The following is a 17,971-nucleotide window of genomic DNA, read 5'->3' as shown; positions in this document are numbered from 1 at the left end:
AGGTATTGGCTGAGCAACGCATCGGCCAGAACACGGAAGTCACCTTGCACTTTGCATTGCGCCTGGAAAACGGCGACACCGTCGACAGTACGTTCGACAAAGCCCCGGCGACCTTCAAGGTCGGCGACGGCAACCTGCTGCCGGGTTTCGAAGCGGCGCTGTTCGGCTTCAAGGCCGGCGACAAGCGCACGCTGACCGTCGAGCCGGAAAACGCCTTCGGTCAGCCGAACCCGCAGAACGTACAGATCATTCCGCGTTCGCAGTTCGTCGATATGGAGTTGTCACCGGGTTTGCTGGTGATCTTCAATGACGCGGCCAATACTGAGCTGCCGGGTGTGGTGAAAGAGTTCGACGACACGCAAGTGACCATCGACTTCAACCACCCGCTGTCGGGCAAGACGCTGACCTTTGACGTGGAAATCATCAACGTTAAAGCGCTGTAACTGACTGTATAAGGTCAAATGTGGGAGCGAGCTTGCTCGCGAAACCGGTGTGTCAGCTAACAGAGATGTTGAAGGTGACGCCCCCTTCGCGAGTAAGCTCGCTCCTACAGTGGTTTTTCATTGTTTTCGCGCGCAAGACACGAGGCACAGCATGCAAATCAAACTCGCCAACCCCCGTGGCTTCTGCGCTGGCGTGGACCGGGCGATCGAAATCGTCAACCGCGCCCTGGAAGTCTTCGGGCCGCCGATCTACGTGCGTCACGAAGTAGTGCACAACAAGTTCGTCGTGGAAGACCTGCGCAGCCGCGGGGCGATCTTCGTCGAAGAGCTGGATCAGGTGCCGGACGACGTTATCGTGATCTTCAGTGCTCACGGCGTATCCCAGGCCGTACGCACCGAAGCCGCCGGCCGTGGCCTGAAAGTGTTCGACGCCACCTGCCCTCTGGTGACCAAGGTGCACATCGAAGTGGCGAAATACAGCCGCGACGGTCGCGAGTGCATCCTGATCGGCCACGCCGGTCACCCGGAAGTCGAAGGCACCATGGGTCAGTACGACGGCAGCAATGGCGGCGCGATTTACCTCGTCGAAGACGAGAATGACGTCGCCGAGTTGCAGGTGCAGAACCCGGATAAACTGGCTTTCGTGACCCAGACCACGCTGTCGATGGACGACACCAGTCGCGTCATCGATGCATTGCGCACGCGCTTCCCGGCCATCGGCGGTCCGCGCAAGGACGACATCTGCTACGCCACGCAAAACCGTCAGGACGCGGTCAAGCAACTGGCCGACGAGTGCGACGTGGTGCTGGTAGTTGGCAGCCCGAACAGCTCCAACTCCAACCGTCTGCGTGAGCTTGCTGAGCGCATGGCCACACCGGCCTACCTGATTGACGGCGCGGAAGACCTGCAAAAGAGCTGGTTCGATGGCGTTGAGCGTATCGGCATCACCGCCGGTGCCTCCGCGCCGGAAGTACTGGTGCGTGGTGTGATTCAGCAACTGCAGGCTTGGGGTGCCACCGGTGCCGATGAGCTGGCCGGTCGCGAAGAGAACATCACGTTCTCGATGCCTAAAGAGCTGCGCGTGCGTTCGATCTGACACGCTGGTTTTTGTGGCACAGCGCCTGCTCAGTCTCTTGGCTGTTCAGGCGTACACGGCCGGTCGCCGCCAGTACTATCTGACGCTGGCTGACCGGCTCGCGAGCCGAGCAGACATGTAATGTCCCTGCCTGAAATGCCCGCCCGGGCATCAGCGGTTGCCCCAGACTGCTGAAACGTACGTAACGACTCACCGACCAATTGCCGACAATTGGCACCTGCGTGTCGCTCACACTTTCTTGTAGCAGTGGATTGTTGCTGTCTTTCTGCCCCTTGCCGCTGATATCCAGAATGATCCGCCAGCCCTGACTCCAGTCGCCGTTGATGCCATGAATCACCACGCCCTGATTGCGCGTGATGGCCAGTGTGCGGGCGTTGCGAAGGCCATCGAGCAGCGATTGCGCCGCTTGATCCCGATGGTTCGATTCTTTGAGCGCGGCAAACGCCGGACTGACCAGCAGCAGAACAATTGCGCCAATCGCCAGTCCCATAAGCAGTTCTATCAGGCTGAAACCCTGTTGCGGCATGAAAAATCCCTCCGTGGAGTGTGATGAACGGCGCGCTCCGTGCGCCGGGCATGGCAAATCAACCGACGCGGGCCGGTTGAATGTTCTAGCGTGTAGAAGCAGGTATAGCCGACGGCAACGGAGGGCATCGATGGATCTTCGTACAAAAGGTTTCACGCTGATCGAGTTGTTGGTTGCGATCGCGATCTTCGTGATTCTGATCACCCTGGCGGTGCCGGCATTCACCCGTTCGGTTCAGGGCAGCAAGGCCGACACCGAAATGGGCGACCTGCAGCGGGCGATCAATTTCGCCAGGCTCGAAGCCATCGACCGAGGCACTACCCTGCGTCTGCGCCCGACCGCCGGTGGCAGCGTCTGGACCAGTGAGTTGTCGGTTTACGACAGTACTGGCACTTCGGCCAATGTGTTGCGGGTTGTTCCCGCGATTAGCAGTGGCGCAACTCTGACGCTACCCTCAGGAGTGACCGCACTGGATTTCAATAACCTCGGTGGTCTGGCAGCGCCGTCGACGGCGGTGACCATCAGTTACACGTTGGGAACGCAAAGCAGGACGCTGAACGTGTGTTTGAACGGACGAATTCAATTGGGTGGAACTTGCGGATGAGGGTAGGGAGTCAACACGCACAGCAGGGCATGACGCTGATCGAGGTGCTGGTCGCGTTGCTGATACTGACGGTCGGGTTGCTGGGCGCGGCGGCCGTGCAACTGAATGCGCTGAAGTACACCGACAGCTCACGGATGACCAGTCAGGCCAGTTTCATCGCCTACGACATGATGGACCGCATCCGCGCCAACTCCGGCGCTGACTACACTGTCACACCGCCGACCTCGGGCAATCTGAGCGTTGCCCGCGATCAAGACCTCTACGACTTCTCCACCAATATCAGCAATTTCGGCGGGCCGACGGCCACCGGTAGCATCAGCCTCAATCAGCGCGTTTACACCATCACCATCAACTGGAGCGATGCGCGGGCAGCCAACACCGCCAGCGCTCAACGCAGTTTTGTCCTGAGCAGTCGCGCCGCAGTCGATCCGGTGGCCACACCATGAGGCGCCATCAACGTGGTTTCGGCCTGATCGAATTGCTCATCGCCCTGGCACTGGGCCTCATCGTGGTGCTGGGTGTGGTGCAGATTTTCATTGCAGCAAAAAATACCTATGTCAGCCAGAACAGTGCCGCAGCGATGCAGGAAGACGCGCGTTTTGTGTTGAGCAAAATGATTCAGGAAATTCGTATGGTGGGGATGTTCGGTTGTCTCGGCACCATCACGGATTCCAGTTCGGCGGGGGATTTCAACGCCGCACAGGTCCTCCCGATCAGTTGGGATAATGCGAACCTTAAACTGACGCTGGTCACCGCCGATATCGGCAGCGGCGGGGGCACGCCAACCTGGACAGTGCTCTCCGACTGTCGCAATAGCGCAACGGCCTATACCGGCTTGCGGTCACCGGCGAGCGGGCAGATCGCGTTCCCGATCCGGCGTCTGATCTACAGCTTCAGCAACAATCAGATTCTCATGGGCACCGGCAGCGGAACGCCGACCCAGCAGGTGTTGGTGAACAATGTCAGTGCATTCAACGTCACCTTCGGTCTGGCCAGTTCCGCGACGGATGTGGCGGCCTCGACTTACAACGCCAACCCCAGCGACCCGGCGCGTATCCGCAGTGTGCGCCTGAGCCTGACCCTAACCGACCCGAACAACCGGGTGCGCAGTCAAACCTTCAACGTGGTTGCCGCTTTGCGCAACCGCTTGCAGTGAGGGCGCGCTGATGAGGATTTCTCTTCACACCCGTCAGACTCAGCACGGCATGGTGTTGCTGGTCAGTCTGGTATTCCTGCTGTTGTTGACCCTGATTGGTTTGTCGTCGATGCAAAGCGCCAACCTGCAGGAAAAAATGGCCGGCAGCGTGAGTCTGCGTAATCAGTCGTTTCAAACGGCCGAGGCGACTCTGCGTGTTGGGGAGAGCGCTGTGCAACTGGACAGTTATTCGCTCGCCGTGTGCAGCGGCACCACCCAATGCGCACCGCCGGCGGAGTCGTCGGTGGTCAGTGCGGCGGGGTTCAACTCGACCTCGGGTGTGACCTGGATTGCGACCGGTAATGGTTTCTATGGTGTGCAGAACATTGGCACCACACTGACCGCCGTCAACGTGCCGAGCAACACCTCGGCGACGTTGTATCGCGTCACTGCTGTCGGCATTGCCGGCAGCTCGCGCAGTGTGGTGGAGAGTGTCTATGCGAAGTATTGAACGCTGCACATCGCTGCTGCTCGGCCTGCTGCTGAGCTTGTATCTGGCGACGCCCGTCTATGCATTCACGCCCTCCGATTCGCCGCTGTTGAGTGCTGCAGCGGTGCCACCGAATGTGATGCTGCTGATCGATGATTCGGGGAGTATGAACAGCATCATTTACGCCGCCGGATTTGATCCGAACATCAACCGTGCACCCGCCCGGCAGTGCAATGCCTTCCTGGGATTGTGCTCTGCGCTCAATGCTCCGCAGATCACCGGCGACACGGTGTTTCTATCGAGCCTGCCGACCTCCGGGTGCTCGGGCGGCGCCTATGCGTTCTACAACAACAGCGTGGCGCCGTTATGCCTGAAGCTGCCCGACCCCGTAGGCAATGAGAACACCCGATATTCCGCCGATTACATTTCCTATATCGTCGGCCTGGCCACGAGCAATGGCACCCGTGACTTCACCACAGGAGCGATCCCCAACGATTATCGAATGAACGTTGCGCGAAGCGTTTCCACAGCACTGGTCAGCAGCAACCGCACCCTGCGTATGGGCCTATCGACCTTCAACCCGGCCACCAGTACCAACTCGGGCAATGGTGGTTTCATCGCCCGATCGATCACCGATTTGTCGCCGGTGTCCGGCAGCGTGACTCAAGCCCAGGCCGACACCAATTACAACGCACTGATCTCTTCCATAAACGGCTTGAGCGCCGTGGCCAACACGCCGTTGGCGGAAGCCTATTACGAAATCACCCGCTACATGCGCGGTATGGCGCCGTACTACAACAGCACGCCGACTACCTACACGAGCCCGATTCAGTATCGCTGCCAGAAAAACTACGGCGTCGTGATTACCGACGGTCTACCCACTTTCGACCGAACCTTCCCGACTAACGACCCATTGGGCGGCAGCCGTTTGCCGAACTGGGACGGCGTCAACAATGACGGCAACAATCTCAATGGTGACAACGAAGGGGACACGCTGTATCTGGATGACATCGCCAAGTTCGCCTTCGATATCGACATGCGCTCGACCGGTACCGACGCGGCGGGCAAGAGTTGGAACGCGGTGGATTTTCCCAAGCAGAACATGAATACCTACACTGTGGGCTTCACCGCCGATAACGACATGCTGTCGGACGCGGCCAGTTACGGACAGGGCAGGTATTACCAGGCGACTGACAGCACCGGCCTCAACGCCGCGTTGTCGTCGGCCCTGAGTGATATCACCTCCAAGGCCGGTTCCGGCGGCGCAGCTGTTGCCAGCGTCGGCACGCTCACCAGTGGCAGCAGTTTTTACCAAACCACTTATGATCCCAAGGATTGGCGAGGCACCATCAAGTCTTTCGGTTTTACGTCGGCCGGGGTTGTGAATACTTCGACCGCACTCTGGACGACTGACACAACCATCGTGCCGGGGGCGACGGCGCCGACGTATCAATCATGGAACACCACGAGCAGCGCCGCCGTGACGCTGGCTTACGGCAACTTTTCCCCTGCGCAGCAGGCGACGCTCAGCCAGAGTCTGCCCACGGGTATTACCGGCAATGACCTGGTGGAGTGGAGCAAAGGCACCAACAAAACCGGGCTAAAGGTTCGCAGTGTGTTGCTCGGTGACATCATCAACTCGCCGTTGGTGCTGGCGGCCCCCACGGACAAGACCGCTGCTGACTTGTCCGGCGACACCACTTACACCTCATACCTGACCACCAAAGCTGCCAACATGAACTCCAGCCTGGTGGTGAATGCCAACGACGGTTTCGTCAACGTCATCAACTCGGCCAACGGCACCCGACGCTATGCCTACATGCCATCCAGTGTGTTGCCATCGCTACGGCTGATTGCTGATCCGACCTATATCAACGGTGTCAGCCACAAGTTTCTCGTCGACGGTCAGGTCGGGGTGTTCGACGCGCAGTCCGGCACGGCCTGGAAAACCCTGGCCATTGGTGGCGTCGGTGCCGGGGGTAAAACGTTCTACGGGCTGCAGCTGTTTGATGCTTCTGCGGGCAATGTGATCAAGGCGTTGTGGGAGGTCAGTGCGCCGACCACGGCCAACACCGCCAATGTATTTAATGATCTGGGTTACGCTTATGCCCGCCCGGAAGTGGCACGCTTGGCCGATGGTCGTTGGGCGGCGTTCATCTCGAATGGTTACGGCAGCAACTCCGGTGTGGCCGCGATGTATGTGCTGGATGTGCGCGATGGTTCGCTGATCAAGAAAATCGTCATCGACAGCACGGAAACCACTAACGGTTTGTCTTCGGTGAAACTCAAGGTCAACTCTTCAAATGTCGTCCAGGCCGCTTATGGCGGTGATTTGAAAGGGCGCCTGTGGAAATTTGATCTGAGCGCGACATCGACGGACAGCTGGGGCGTGGCGTTTTCCGGTAAACCACTGTTCACCACGGCGGGCGGGGCGACACAGCCGATTACCGCGCAGCCGCTGCTGACGGATAACGCATTGGGCGGCAAACAGATCTTTGTCGGCACTGGCAAATTCAATGAAACGGCCGACAAGACCAACAAGGATTTGCAGGCGTTCTATTCGGTATGGGATGCCGATGGCGGCTCCGGAAACATCACTGTCAGCAGTTTGCAGGCACAGGCGATTACCGGATCATTTACTGGCAGCTCCGGGCAGTTTCTGACCACGACGCAAAATGACACGACATATCCGGGGGAGAAGGGCTGGTTCCTGCCATTGGTGTACAACAACGTGTTGACCGGCGAACGGGTGATCAATCAAGCGAATATCGTGCTTGGCCGTATCGTCTTCACCACGGCCATTGTCGATACCACCGATCCTTGTGCGAGTTTTGGTACGGGCAAGTTGGTCGAACTCGAGGCGTTCAGCGGTAAGATGCTCAACTATGCGGTGATTGATACTGGTGGCGATAGTTTGGTCGACAACAATGACTCAATCTCCAGCGGCGTGAGTTTCGCTGACGGCATTCCCAACGTGGCGTTTATAAACCCGAACGCTACGAAAAAGGGAGTGAATGACACCAGTGGAAAGCTCACGATAATCAATGAAAAGGGCGGCGGTGGCAGCCGTCGTATCATGTGGCGACAAATACAGTAAGTGAGAGTTTGAGGCATGCGCAGATTCAACCGAGGCTTCACCCTGATCGAAATCATGATCGTGATTGCGATCATCGGTATCGTCATCACCATCGCCGCACCGAGCTATACCGAGTACCTGAAAAAAGGCCGTCGCGCCGAAGTGGTGTCACTGCTCTCGGAGCAGGCGCAAACCCTCGAGCGTTTCTACACCAAGAACAATGTCTATACCGGCATCACTGGTCTGAGCACGGGCAATGATTTCTACACCATCACCCCGACCATCGCTGACCAGACCTTCCTGCTGACCGCTACCCGCAAAACGGGTACGTCCATGGCCACCGACAAGTGCGGGGATTTCACCCTGACCAACACCGGGGTCAGAAGCATGAACAACGCGACTACCGGGCTGACCACCAAGGATTGCTGGGGCCGCTGAGGCGCTTTCTTTCGGGTGCCTTTTGCGCCCACTGTCTTTTTTACGGTTGGAACAAACATGACCAGGCAACAGCAAGTGGTGATTGTCGGTGGCGGGGTGATTGGCCTGCTGACCGCCTACAACCTCGCCTCCGAAGTAAGCAGCGTGGTGCTGCTCGATCGTTCCAACCTCGGCCAGGAGTCGTCCTGGGCGGGCGGCGGTATCGTTTCGCCGTTGTATCCGTGGCGTTACAGCCCGGCGGTCACGGCGCTAGCGCACTGGTCGCAGGACTTTTATCCACAGCTCGGCGAGCGTTTGTTTGCCGACACTGGCGTTGATCCTGAAGTGCACACCACCGGCCTGTACTGGCTGGATCTGGACGACGAAGCCGAAGCACTGGCTTGGGCCGAGCGGGAAAACCGTCCGCTGCGGGCTGTGGATATCTCGGCGGCGCATGATGCGGTGCCGGTCCTCGGTGGCGGTTTCTCGCGGGCGATCTACATGGCCGATGTCGCCAACGTGCGCAATCCGCGTCTGGTGAAGTCGTTGAAGGCGGCCCTACAGGCACTGCCGAACGTGACGATTCACGAACAGTGCGAGGTCAGCGGGTTCGTCCGTGAGGGCGCGCAGGTCGTCGGCGTCGAAACCTCCAACGGCGTGATCAAAGGTGATCAGATCGTGTTGACGGCCGGTGCGTGGAGCGGTGATTTGCTCAAGACGCTGGACCTGACGCTGCCGGTCGAACCGGTCAAAGGGCAGATGATTCTCTACAAGTGCGCGGCGGATTTTCTGCCGAGCATGGTCTTGGCCAAGGGCCGTTATGCGATCCCGCGTCGCGACGGCCACATTCTGATTGGCAGCACGCTGGAGCACGAAGGCTACGACAAGACGCCGACCGATGTGGCGCTGGAAAGTCTCAAGGCTTCGGCAGTGGAGTTATTGCCAGCGTTGGCCGATGCCGAAGTGATCGGGCACTGGGCAGGGCTGCGTCCGGGCTCGCCGGAGGGCATTCCTTACATTGGTCGGGTGCCGGGGTTTGACGGGTTGTGGTTGAACTGCGGGCATTACCGCAATGGACTGGTGCTGGCGCCGGCGTCGTGTCAGTTGTTTGCCGATGTGATGCTGGGAAGGACGCCGATTATTGATCCGGCGCCGTATGCGCCCGAGGGCCGGATCTAGTCTGATATTTCTTCAGCGATCGGATGGCCGTCATCGCGAGCAGGCTCACTCCTACAATGGATCTCCGGTTAACTCACATTTTGTGAACACCCTAGATCCCTGTGGGAGCGAGCCTGCTCGCGAAGGGGCCCTCAATCCAGGCCCAGTTTCTTCAGCCGATAGCGCATCGAACGAAACGAAAGACTCAACCGCTGCGCCGCCGCCGTGCGATTCCAGCGTGTTTCTTCCAGCGCCTGCAAGATCAGCTTCCTCTCGACGTTCTCCAGATAATCTTCCAGATTGTCGATCTGCGTCAGATCGGCAATCCCGCCGTCCGCCGCGCAGTTGCCTTCGCTCAGACGTAAATCTTCAGCCTCGATCGTGCGGTTTTCACACAAGGTGTGTGCCCGCTCAAGCACGTTTTCCAACTCCCGCACATTCCCCGGAAACCGGTAATTCTTCAGCGCTGCCAACGCCTGTGGATGCAAGCGTGCTGCCGGCTGGCCGGTGTCCTTGGCCAAACGCTTGAGCATACTGGCCGCCAGCACTTCAATATCATCACGTCTTTCGCGCAGGGACGGCACGCGCAGTTCGATCACGTTCAAGCGGTAATAAAGGTCCTGACGAAAGCGTTCGGCCGCGACCTCTGCATCGAGATCCTTGTGCGTGGCGCAGAGAATCCGCACATCGACCACGCTTTCCTGCTGGCCGCCGACACTGCGCACGGCTTTTTCCTGGATCGCGCGCAGCAGTTTTACCTGCATCGACAGCGGCAAGTCCGCCACCTCATCAAGAAACAACGTGCCGCCATGGGCGGCTTGAAACAGTCCGGGTTTGTCCTCGACGGCGCCGGTAAAACTGCCTTTGCGATGGCCAAAAAACTCGCTTTCCATCAGCTCTGACGGAATCGCCCCGCAGTTCACCGGCACGAACGGCTGGCCGGCGCGCGGCCCTTGTTCATGGATCAGCCGCGCAACCAGTTCCTTGCCACTGCCCGATTCGCCACTGATGTACACCGGCGCCTGACTGCGAGCGAGTTTGTCGATTTGCTTGCGCAGAATGCGCATCGGTGGCGAATCGCCGAGCAAGCGCCGATCGATGGAGGTAAAGCTGCCTCCCGCCGCCGGCATGCGCAGGGCTGTACCGACCAGTTCGCGCAAGCGAGTGAGGTCCACCGGTTTGGTGAGGAAGTCGAAAGCACCTGCTTTCAAAGCGTTGATGGCCGTTTCCAGGCTGCCATAGGCGGTGATCATTGCCACCGGCAGTTGTGAATAGCGTTGCTGGATGTGCTGCACCAACTCTAGCCCGGTACCATCGGGCAGGCGCATGTCTGTCAGGCACAGATCGAATTTCTCGCGGTCCAGCAGCGCTTGGGCTTCAGCCAGATTACGCGCGCTGTAGGTGTCGAGTTTCATCCGTCCCAAGGTGATTTCCAGGAGTTCGCGGATATCCGGTTCATCGTCGACGATGAGGATTTTTTGCCGTGGGCTCGTATTCAACTTTGTTTCCGTCCGTGAGCAAAGGTGATGCGAAAGCAGCCGCCGCCTTGGCGTGATTGAAAGTCTAGGCGCGCTTGGTTGCTTTCGCACAGCTCACGGGACAGATAAAGCCCAAGGCCGGTGCCCTGGCTGCTGGTGGTGAAGAACGGTTCGAACAGATGCGTCTGTTGATCGAGCGGGACGCCGGGGCCGTTGTCCTGCACTTCGAGGACCGCCAACTGGCTGTCGGGATCACTGAACAACGACAGCCAGACTTCGGCCTGATCATGCAGCAGGGCGCTGTGGCGCCAGCCGTTGCGTAACAGATTGTCGAGAATTTGCGTGAGCTGGTTCGGGTCCATCAGCGTGGTGAAGTCTCCCGAATTGATCCGCAGGTGAATCTGCTGGCGTTCGCTGGCCTGTTCACGACTCTCGACAACGAAGTTTTCCAGCCATGGCTTGAGATCCAGGCGTTGCGGCGCGCTTTGCTGGCGGCGGGACAGTTGCAGGACGTTTTCGATGACTCGGTTCATGCGCTGGGAGTGGTCTTGAATGATCTGCGTCAGACGCCGATCCGCGCTATCGAGTTCCTCGGACTCAGCCAATAGCTGCGCGGCGTGACTGATGGCGCCCAACGGATTGCGGATCTCGTGGGCGATGCCGGCGGTCAAGCGCCCGAGTGCGGCGAGCTTAAGTTGCTGGGCTTGCTGGGCGATTTGCGCGAGGTCTTCGAGAAATACCAGGGTTTGTTGGTGGGGGCTTTGTTCGAGGGCAATGAAGCTCGGTTGCAGTTCCAGGCCGTTGCCGGGGATTTTCAGGCTCTGCGGGCGCAAGGTCGGGTTGTTCAGCCACAGTTGCAGGCGATCGACCAGCGCCGTGGAATAGTCATCGATCAAATGCCCCTGAAGGTGCGACTGCGCGAGCAGGGTTTGCGCGCTGTGATTGGCCAGTTGCACTCGCCGCGCCTCGTCGAGCACCAGAATGCCGGTGCGCATGCGTTGCAGGATCAGCGCGTTGAGGGCTTCGAGGCTGACCACTTCACTGGCACGCTGCTCGGCAAGGGTTTCGCTGACTTCGAGGCGGCGGATCAGTCCCTGCACCAGCAACGACGCGGCAAAGCACAGCGCACCAAGGGTGCCGGCCTGCAAGTATTCATTGGCGCTAAGGGCATGGTTGAAGCCGAGCAGGAAGCTCGAGCCGACGATGCCCAGCGCACCGATGGCGGCGATCAATAGCCCGATGCGCCGCCGTAGCAGGGTGTTGCTGATTGCCACCGAGACAATCAGCAAATTGCCCAGCGCACTACCGACGCCGCCCGCAGCAAAGAACAAACCGCATAAAAGCAGGACATCGACGAGGGCCAGACTGAACAGCTGCGCTGGCCGTCGGGTGTTCTCAAGGAACACCACCAACAGAATGTTGAGGATCAGATACAGCCAACTGCCACCGCGCAGCAATTCGTCGTTGGCCGACGTCAGCAGGCGGTTGTCCATGTTGCTGGAGATCAGCAGCACCAGCGTGATGCCGATACTCAAGCGGTAGAGATGATAAAGGCGCAGCAGGCGCTGCGCCTGTTTGCTGTCGGCGTGGGTGGCCTCAGCGATCACGGGTACCCGGGCCTTGCTCAAGGTGAGCCTGGCTGCAATACCACTGTTGTTGCACGCTCAGCGCGCGGTCGCGCGGCAGATGCACGCCGCAATGGGCGCAACGCACCATTGGTGGGGCGTCCTGTTCGCGAGGGGCACGGTTGGATTGATTGGACGCGGCAGGCGCCTTGAATTTACGCCACAACCATATCGCGGCAAAAATCACGACGATCCAGAACAATAAACGAAGCATGATGAGCGGCTTTCCGACTGATGATCCGGCAGTTTAGCCAAGCTCCCGACAAGCGCACAGCGGATTAAAGCGCAGAAATGAAAAAGGGAGATCCGCAGATCTCCCTTTTTGTACATCCGGTGTGATCAGTCGAACACGCCGAAAGTCATGTAGCTGAACCACGAGCGGTCGGTGTTGCTCGACTCAGGCTCTGGCTCTTCGATCACGTCGCCGTTTTCGTCTTTAGGCTTGAGCTCGTTCGGAATTGCGTCTTTCGCGTCCTGGAACTGCTTCTGCACGTCCTGGTTGGCACGGGTTTCTCCCGGCGGCAGCGGTGGACGCGACTCGATCAGACCCAAAGTCGCCTTGCTCAGGAACGAACGGTTGTCGGCTTCGGCAACCCGTGGCACGAACTGGCCGTCTTGCAGGCTCGGGTGATTCGGGTAGTTGAGCTTCAGGGTTTCCAGACTGGTGGCTGCCAGGTCGTCCAGATGCAGACGCTGGTAGGCTTCAGTCATCACCGCCAGGCCGTCGCCGACCGATGGGGTTTCCTGGAAGTTTTCCACGACATAGCGACCACGGTTGGCAGCGGCTACGTAAGCCTGACGGGTCAGGTAGTAGTCGGCCACGTGGATTTCGTAGGCGGCCAGCAGGTTGCGCAGATAAATCATGCGCTGCTTGGCGTCCGGCGCGTAGCGGCTGTTCGGGTAGCGGCTGGTCAGCTGGGCGAACTCGTTGTACGAGTCGCGCGCGGCGCCCGGGTCACGCTTGGTCATGTCCAGCGGCAGGAAGCGCGCCAGCAGGCCGACGTCCTGGTCGAACGAGGTCAGACCTTTCAAGTAGTACGCGTAATCCACGTTCGGATGCTGCGGGTGCAAACGAATGAAACGCTCGGCAGCGGATTTTGCAGCTTCCGGCTCGGCGTTCTTATAGTTGGCGTAGATCAGCTCCAGCTGTGCCTGATCGGCGTAGCGACCGAACGGATAACGCGACTCCAGAGCCTTCAGCTTGGCTGTGGCGCTGGTGTAGCTGTTGTTGTCCAGGTCAGTCTGAGCCTGCTGATACAGCTCGGCTTCGCTGAGGTTTTCGTCTACGACTTCCTTCGATGAGCAAGCAGCGGTCAATGCGAGGATGGCGATCAGCAGCAGGTGTTTCACTTGCATGGCGGCTTGCGTCCCTATGACGGCCGCTGTCTTGGGCGGGGCCGTCCTGTTATGATGAGCGCCCCGTTGAAAAGCCTCGGGGCAAAAGACGCCGTATTTAACCACAAGCGCGCAGCCGAAACCAAAAGCTGTGCCGACGCACAGTCAGAGCATGTCCGATAAAATTGAACTTCGCGCAGAGGTGCCGTCCGAATTGGGCGGCCAACGCCTCGATCAAGTCGCTGCCCAACTCTTCGCTGAGCACTCTCGCTCGCGCCTTTCCGCCTGGATCAAAGAAGGTCGCCTGACTGTGGACGGGGCGGTCATCCGCCCTCGCGACATCGTGCACGGCGGTGCCATCCTTGAGCTGACTGCCGAGCAGGAAGCCCAGGGCGAATGGATCGCCCAGGACATCGAACTCGACATCGTCTATGAAGACGACGACATTCTGGTGATCAACAAGCCTGCGGGCCTGGTGGTGCACCCGGCTGCCGGTCACGCCGATGGCACCTTGCTCAACGCCTTGCTGCACCACGTGCCGGACATCATCAATGTCCCGCGCGCCGGTATCGTGCATCGTCTGGACAAGGACACCACCGGTCTGATGGTGGTGGCCAAGACCATTCAGGCGCAGACCAAGCTGGTGACGCAACTGCAGAGTCGCAGCGTCAGCCGCATCTACGAGTGCATCGTGATCGGTGTGGTCACTGCCGGGGGCAAGATCAACGCCCCGATCGGTCGCCACGGCCAGCAGCGCCAGCGCATGGCGGTGATGGAAGGCGGCAAGCCTGCCGTCAGCCACTATCGCGTGCTGGAGCGCTTCCGCTCGCACACCCACGTACGGGTGAAGCTGGAAACCGGTCGTACTCACCAGATTCGCGTACACATGTCGCACATCAACTTCCCGTTGGTCGGCGATCCGGCGTATGGCGGCCGTTTCCGCATTCCGCCAGCCGCGAACCCGACGATGGTTGAATCCCTCAAGCATTTCCCGCGTCAGGCCCTGCACGCGCGCTTCCTTGAGCTGGATCATCCGACGACCGGTGAGCGCATGAGCTGGGAGTCACCGCTGCCGGAAGATTTCGTCTGGCTGCTGACCCTGCTCAAGCAGGATCGCGAGGCCTTCATCGGATGAACTGGCTGACGCCGGACTGGCCTGCGCCGGCCAGCGTCAAAGCCTGCGTCACCACCCGCGAGGGTGGTGTCAGCGAGGCGCCGTTCGACAGCCTCAATCTGGGCGATCATGTTGATGATCGTCCTGAGGCCGTTGCCGAGAACCGTCGACGCCTGACCGATCACTTCTCTATAAAGCCTGCCTGGTTGCAGCAAGTGCACGGAATTGCCGTGGCGCATGCGGATCCGGGCATTGTTGCGACCGCAGACGCCAGCTGGACAGCAACGCCGGGCATCGCCTGCGCGGCGATGACGGCGGACTGTCTGCCGGCATTGTTCTGCGATCGCGCCGGCACCCGTGTCGCGGCGGCTCACGCCGGTTGGCGCGGTCTGGCGGCGGGCGTGCTGGAAGCTACTCTCGACAGCCTCGATGTTCCGGCTGAAGAGGTGCTGGTCTGGCTCGGTCCTGCTATTGGCCCGAAAGCCTTTGAAGTTGGCCCGGAAGTGCGGGAAGTCTTCATCAATCAATTGCCGGAAGCGGCACAAGCCTTCGTGCCGAGCGACAATGCCGGCAAATTCATGGCTGACATCTATTTGCTGGCGCGCCTGCGTCTGGCTGAACGTGGTGTCACCGCTGTTTATGGTGGCGGTTTCTGCACCGTGACTGATCCGCGCTTCTTCTCCTACCGTCGCGCTTCGCGCACTGGTCGCTTTGCCTCCCTTATCTGGCTCACCCGCTAGACTTGCCTGACCTGAATCAACGCTCTGACGCTTGAATCTTGCAGAATCGACCGCATCTATAGCGGTATCTGGCAGGTTTCTTTATTCAGGATGGTTTTTAGGTCCGGCCTGCTCAAAAGGAAGGTGACTTATGCGAATAGACCGTTTAACCAGCAAGTTACAGTTGGCCTTGTCCGACGCCCAGTCGTTGGCTGTCGGCCACGATCATCCGGCGATTGAGCCGGCGCACTTGATGCAAGCCATGCTTGAACAGCAGGGTGGTTCGATCAAACCTCTGCTGATGCAGGTGGGCTTCGACGTCAACAGCTTGCGCAAAGAGCTGACCAAAGAGCTCGACCAATTACCGAAAATCCAGAACCCGACCGGCGACGTCAACATGTCGCAGGATCTGGCGCGCCTGCTCAATCAGGCTGACCGTCTGGCCCAGCAGAAGGGCGACCAGTTCATTTCCAGCGAACTGGTGCTGCTCGCTGCGATGGACGAGAACAGCAAGCTCGGCAAGTTGCTGCTCGGCCAGGGCGTGAGCAAGAAAGCCCTGGAAAACGCGATCAACAACCTGCGTGGCGGCGAAGCGGTAAACGACGCCAACCACGAAGAGTCGCGGCAGGCGCTGGATAAATACACCGTTGACCTGACCAAGCGCGCCGAAGATGGCAAGCTCGATCCGGTGATCGGTCGTGACGACGAAATTCGCCGCACCATTCAGGTTCTGCAACGCCGCACCAAAAACAACCCGGTGCTGATCGGCGAACCTGGCGTGGGTAAAACCGCGATCGCTGAAGGCTTGGCCCAGCGCATCATCAACGGCGAAGTGCCGGACGGCCTCAAAGGCAAGCGTCTGCTCTCGCTGGACATGGGCGCGCTGATTGCCGGTGCCAAGTATCGCGGTGAGTTCGAAGAGCGCCTGAAATCGTTGCTCAACGAACTGTCGAAGCAGGAAGGGCAGATCATTCTGTTTATCGACGAACTGCATACCATGGTCGGCGCCGGTAAAGGCGAAGGCTCGATGGATGCCGGCAACATGCTCAAGCCTGCGCTGGCGCGCGGTGAGTTGCACTGCGTTGGCGCGACCACGCTCAACGAGTACCGCCAATATATAGAGAAGGACGCGGCGCTTGAGCGACGCTTCCAGAAGGTCCTGGTGGATGAGCCGAGCGAAGAAGACACCATTGCCATCCTGCGTGGCCTTAAAGAGCGTTACGAGGTTCACCACAAGGTAGCAATCACCGACGGCGCGATCATCGCCGCGGCCAAGCTCAGCCATCGCTACATCACTGACCGGCAGTTGCCGGACAAGGCCATCGATCTGATCGACGAGGCCGCCAGCCGCATCCGCATGGAAATCGACTCCAAACCGGAAGTGCTCGATCGTCTGGAACGTCGCCTGATTCAGTTGAAGGTGGAATCCCAGGCGCTGAAGAAAGAAAGCGACGAAGCGGCGATGAAACGTCTGGAGAAACTCCAGGAAGAAATCGTCCGCCTCGAACGCGAGTATTCCGATCTGGAAGAAATCTGGAACTCGGAAAAAGCCGAGGTGCAGGGTTCTGCGCAGATTCAGCAGAAGATCGAGCAGTCGCGGCAGGAACTGGAAGCCGCGCGCCGTAAAGGTGACCTCAACCGTATGGCTGAATTGCAGTACGGGGTGATCCCGGATCTGGAACGCAGCCTGCAAATGGTCGACCAGCACGGCAAGAGCGAAAACCAGTTGCTGCGCAGCAAGGTGACTGAAGAAGAAATCGCTGAAGTTGTGTCGAAGTGGACCGGCATCCCGGTGTCGAAAATGCTCGAAGGCGAGCGCGACAAGCTGATGAAGATGGAAAGCCTGTTGCACAAACGGGTCATCGGTCAGGAAGAGGCCGTGGTCGCCGTCGCCAACGCGGTACGCCGTTCGCGCGCCGGGTTGTCCGACCCGAATCGTCCGAGCGGCTCGTTCATGTTCCTCGGCCCCACCGGTGTCGGTAAAACCGAGCTGTGCAAGGCGCTGGCCGAATTCCTCTTTGATACGGAAGAGGCGATGGTGCGGATCGACATGTCCGAGTTCATGGAGAAACATTCCGTGGCTCGCCTGATCGGTGCACCACCGGGATACGTCGGCTACGAAGAGGGTGGTTACCTGACCGAGGCGGTGCGTCGCAAGCCTTATTCGGTGATCCTGCTGGACGAAGTCGAGAAGGCGCACCCGGATGTGTTCAACATCTTGCTGCAAGTGCTCGAGGATGGTCGCCTGACCGACAGCCATGGCCGTACGGTGGATTTCCGCAACACCGTGATCGTCATGACTTCGAACCTGGGGTCGGTACAGATCCAGGAACTGGTCGGTGATCGTGAGGCTCAACGTGCTGCAGTCATGGATGCGCTGACGTCGCACTTCCGTCCGGAGTTCATCAACCGGGTCGACGAAGTGGTGATCTTCGAGCCTTTGGCGCGGGATCAGATCGCGGGCATTACCGAGATCCAGTTGGGCCGTCTGCGCAGCCGTCTGGCCGAGCGCGAGCTGAAGCTGGAACTCAGTCCAGAGGCGATGGACAAGTTGATCGCCGTTGGCTACGACCCGGTGTATGGCGCACGTCCTTTGAAACGGGCAATTCAGCGCTGGATCGAAAACCCGCTGGCGCAGTTGATTCTTTCGGGTCACTTCATGCCAGGCGACACGGCGACCGGGGCTGTCGAGAACGACGAAATCGTTTTCAACTGAGCCTGAGCGCCAATGAAAAAACGAGGGCCCCACATTGTG

At 59.4% G+C, this 17,971-nt stretch carries 17 protein-coding genes; 12 read left to right on the top strand and 5 right to left on the bottom strand.

Annotation, left to right across the window (positions count from 1 at the left end):
• The first annotated feature begins 5 nt into the window (after positions 1 to 5).
• Both fkpB and ispH read left to right on the top strand, forming a co-directional pair.
• Positions 6 to 443 (top strand): FKBP-type peptidyl-prolyl cis-trans isomerase, encoded by a 438-nt coding sequence (gene fkpB, locus AB4N74_RS19525; RefSeq protein ID WP_175559621.1) that lies wholly within the window; start codon positions 6 to 8, stop codon positions 441 to 443.
• Between the two features lie 151 nt (positions 444 to 594).
• Positions 595 to 1,539 carry a 4-hydroxy-3-methylbut-2-enyl diphosphate reductase gene (gene ispH / locus AB4N74_RS19520; protein WP_093434814.1) on the top strand — a complete coding sequence of 315 codons (945 nt, stop codon included), beginning with the start codon at positions 595 to 597 and terminating at the stop codon, positions 1,537 to 1,539.
• Here ispH and AB4N74_RS19515 read toward each other — a convergent pair.
• Positions 1,511 to 2,065, bottom strand: a complete 555-nt coding sequence (locus AB4N74_RS19515; protein WP_093434817.1) for a GspH/FimT family pseudopilin — start codon at positions 2,063 to 2,065, stop codon at positions 1,511 to 1,513. The two genes, ispH and AB4N74_RS19515, sit on opposite strands and share 29 nt — an antisense overlap.
• A gap of 130 nt (positions 2,066 to 2,195) precedes the next feature.
• Between AB4N74_RS19515 and AB4N74_RS19510 the strand changes: the two genes are divergently transcribed.
• From AB4N74_RS19510 to thiO, 7 genes are read left to right on the top strand one after another with little or no spacing between them, the layout of a single operon-like run.
• The gene (locus AB4N74_RS19510) at positions 2,196 to 2,669 is read left to right on the top strand and encodes a GspH/FimT family pseudopilin (protein WP_460096965.1); all 474 of its coding nucleotides are present in this window, start codon (positions 2,196 to 2,198) and stop codon (positions 2,667 to 2,669) included.
• A complete protein-coding gene (gene pilV / locus AB4N74_RS19505) occupies positions 2,666 to 3,115 on the top strand; it encodes a type IV pilus modification protein PilV (protein ID WP_093434821.1) in 450 nt (149 codons plus the stop codon). Before AB4N74_RS19510 ends, pilV begins: the two co-directional genes overlap by 4 nt.
• Positions 3,112 to 3,825: a PilW family protein gene (locus AB4N74_RS19500; protein ID WP_093434824.1), complete on the top strand. Its 714-nt coding sequence runs from the start codon at positions 3,112 to 3,114 to the stop codon at positions 3,823 to 3,825. The genes pilV and AB4N74_RS19500 overlap by 4 nt, the downstream gene beginning before the upstream one ends.
• 10 nt (positions 3,826 to 3,835) lie before the next feature.
• Positions 3,836 to 4,315 carry a pilus assembly PilX family protein gene (locus tag AB4N74_RS19495; RefSeq protein ID WP_093434826.1) on the top strand — a complete coding sequence of 160 codons (480 nt, stop codon included), beginning with the start codon at positions 3,836 to 3,838 and terminating at the stop codon, positions 4,313 to 4,315.
• Complete coding sequence (locus tag AB4N74_RS19490) at positions 4,302 to 7,391, top strand: pilus assembly protein (RefSeq protein ID WP_460096963.1); 3,090 nt, start codon at positions 4,302 to 4,304, stop codon at positions 7,389 to 7,391. The genes AB4N74_RS19495 and AB4N74_RS19490 overlap by 14 nt, the downstream gene beginning before the upstream one ends.
• Before the next feature lie 15 nt (positions 7,392 to 7,406).
• Positions 7,407 to 7,808, top strand: coding sequence for a type IV pilin protein (locus AB4N74_RS19485; RefSeq protein WP_093434831.1), 402 nt, complete (start codon positions 7,407 to 7,409; stop codon positions 7,806 to 7,808).
• Between the two features lie 57 nt (positions 7,809 to 7,865).
• On the top strand, positions 7,866 to 8,966 hold the full coding sequence (gene thiO / locus AB4N74_RS19480) for a glycine oxidase ThiO (RefSeq protein WP_460096961.1): 1,101 nt from the start codon (positions 7,866 to 7,868) through the stop codon (positions 8,964 to 8,966).
• A gap of 131 nt (positions 8,967 to 9,097) precedes the next feature.
• Here thiO and AB4N74_RS19475 read toward each other — a convergent pair whose 3' ends face one another.
• From AB4N74_RS19475 to AB4N74_RS19460, 4 genes are all read right to left on the bottom strand, one after another.
• Entirely contained in the window at positions 9,098 to 10,444 is a 1,347-nt protein-coding gene (locus AB4N74_RS19475; protein ID WP_460096959.1) for a sigma-54-dependent transcriptional regulator, read from the bottom strand.
• On the bottom strand, positions 10,441 to 12,030 hold the full coding sequence (locus tag AB4N74_RS19470) for a sensor histidine kinase (RefSeq protein ID WP_116255863.1): 1,590 nt from the start codon (positions 12,028 to 12,030) through the stop codon (positions 10,441 to 10,443). The genes AB4N74_RS19475 and AB4N74_RS19470 overlap by 4 nt, the downstream gene beginning before the upstream one ends.
• Complete coding sequence (locus AB4N74_RS19465) at positions 12,020 to 12,262, bottom strand: PP0621 family protein (protein WP_093434843.1); 243 nt, start codon at positions 12,260 to 12,262, stop codon at positions 12,020 to 12,022. The genes AB4N74_RS19470 and AB4N74_RS19465 overlap by 11 nt, the downstream gene beginning before the upstream one ends.
• 125 nt (positions 12,263 to 12,387) lie before the next feature.
• Positions 12,388 to 13,404, bottom strand: a complete 1,017-nt coding sequence (locus tag AB4N74_RS19460; protein WP_093434846.1) for an outer membrane protein assembly factor BamD — start codon at positions 13,402 to 13,404, stop codon at positions 12,388 to 12,390.
• Between the two features lie 151 nt (positions 13,405 to 13,555).
• Between AB4N74_RS19460 and rluD the strand changes: the two genes are divergently transcribed.
• From rluD to clpB, 3 genes are all read left to right on the top strand, one after another.
• A complete protein-coding gene (gene rluD, locus AB4N74_RS19455; RefSeq protein ID WP_034153865.1) occupies positions 13,556 to 14,518 on the top strand; it encodes a 23S rRNA pseudouridine(1911/1915/1917) synthase RluD in 963 nt (320 codons plus the stop codon).
• Positions 14,515 to 15,237 carry a peptidoglycan editing factor PgeF gene (gene pgeF, locus AB4N74_RS19450; protein WP_460096956.1) on the top strand — a complete coding sequence of 241 codons (723 nt, stop codon included), beginning with the start codon at positions 14,515 to 14,517 and terminating at the stop codon, positions 15,235 to 15,237. The genes rluD and pgeF overlap by 4 nt, the downstream gene beginning before the upstream one ends.
• 130 nt (positions 15,238 to 15,367) lie before the next feature.
• Positions 15,368 to 17,932, top strand: a complete 2,565-nt coding sequence (gene clpB, locus AB4N74_RS19445) for an ATP-dependent chaperone ClpB (protein WP_016986222.1) — start codon at positions 15,368 to 15,370, stop codon at positions 17,930 to 17,932.
• Positions 17,933 to 17,971: the final 39 nt, after the last annotated feature.

Source organism: Pseudomonas sp. H3_C08, assembly GCF_054669455.1.
Note: the sequence above shows the minus strand (reverse complement) of the source record. Positions and strands in the feature narration are given on the sequence as shown.

Bases quoted from the DNA above. Each gene is read 5' to 3' on its own strand.
- ispH (WP_093434814.1), top strand. From the start codon at position 595: ATGCAAATCAAACTCGCCAACCCCCGTGGCTTCTGCGCTGGCGTGGAC.
- AB4N74_RS19515 (WP_093434817.1), bottom strand. From the start codon at position 2,065: ATGCCGCAACAGGGTTTCAGCCTGATAGAACTGCTTATGGGACTGGCG.
- AB4N74_RS19510 (WP_460096965.1), top strand. From the start codon at position 2,196: ATGGATCTTCGTACAAAAGGTTTCACGCTGATCGAGTTGTTGGTTGCG.
- pilV (WP_093434821.1), top strand. From the start codon at position 2,666: ATGAGGGTAGGGAGTCAACACGCACAGCAGGGCATGACGCTGATCGAG.
- AB4N74_RS19500 (WP_093434824.1), top strand. From the start codon at position 3,112: ATGAGGCGCCATCAACGTGGTTTCGGCCTGATCGAATTGCTCATCGCC.
- AB4N74_RS19495 (WP_093434826.1), top strand. From the start codon at position 3,836: ATGAGGATTTCTCTTCACACCCGTCAGACTCAGCACGGCATGGTGTTG.
- AB4N74_RS19490 (WP_460096963.1), top strand. From the start codon at position 4,302: ATGCGAAGTATTGAACGCTGCACATCGCTGCTGCTCGGCCTGCTGCTG.
- AB4N74_RS19485 (WP_093434831.1), top strand. From the start codon at position 7,407: ATGCGCAGATTCAACCGAGGCTTCACCCTGATCGAAATCATGATCGTG.
- thiO (WP_460096961.1), top strand. From the start codon at position 7,866: ATGACCAGGCAACAGCAAGTGGTGATTGTCGGTGGCGGGGTGATTGGC.
- AB4N74_RS19465 (WP_093434843.1), bottom strand. From the start codon at position 12,262: ATGCTTCGTTTATTGTTCTGGATCGTCGTGATTTTTGCCGCGATATGG.
- AB4N74_RS19460 (WP_093434846.1), bottom strand. From the start codon at position 13,404: ATGCAAGTGAAACACCTGCTGCTGATCGCCATCCTCGCATTGACCGCT.
- rluD (WP_034153865.1), top strand. From the start codon at position 13,556: ATGTCCGATAAAATTGAACTTCGCGCAGAGGTGCCGTCCGAATTGGGC.
- pgeF (WP_460096956.1), top strand. From the start codon at position 14,515: ATGAACTGGCTGACGCCGGACTGGCCTGCGCCGGCCAGCGTCAAAGCC.
- clpB (WP_016986222.1), top strand. From the start codon at position 15,368: ATGCGAATAGACCGTTTAACCAGCAAGTTACAGTTGGCCTTGTCCGAC.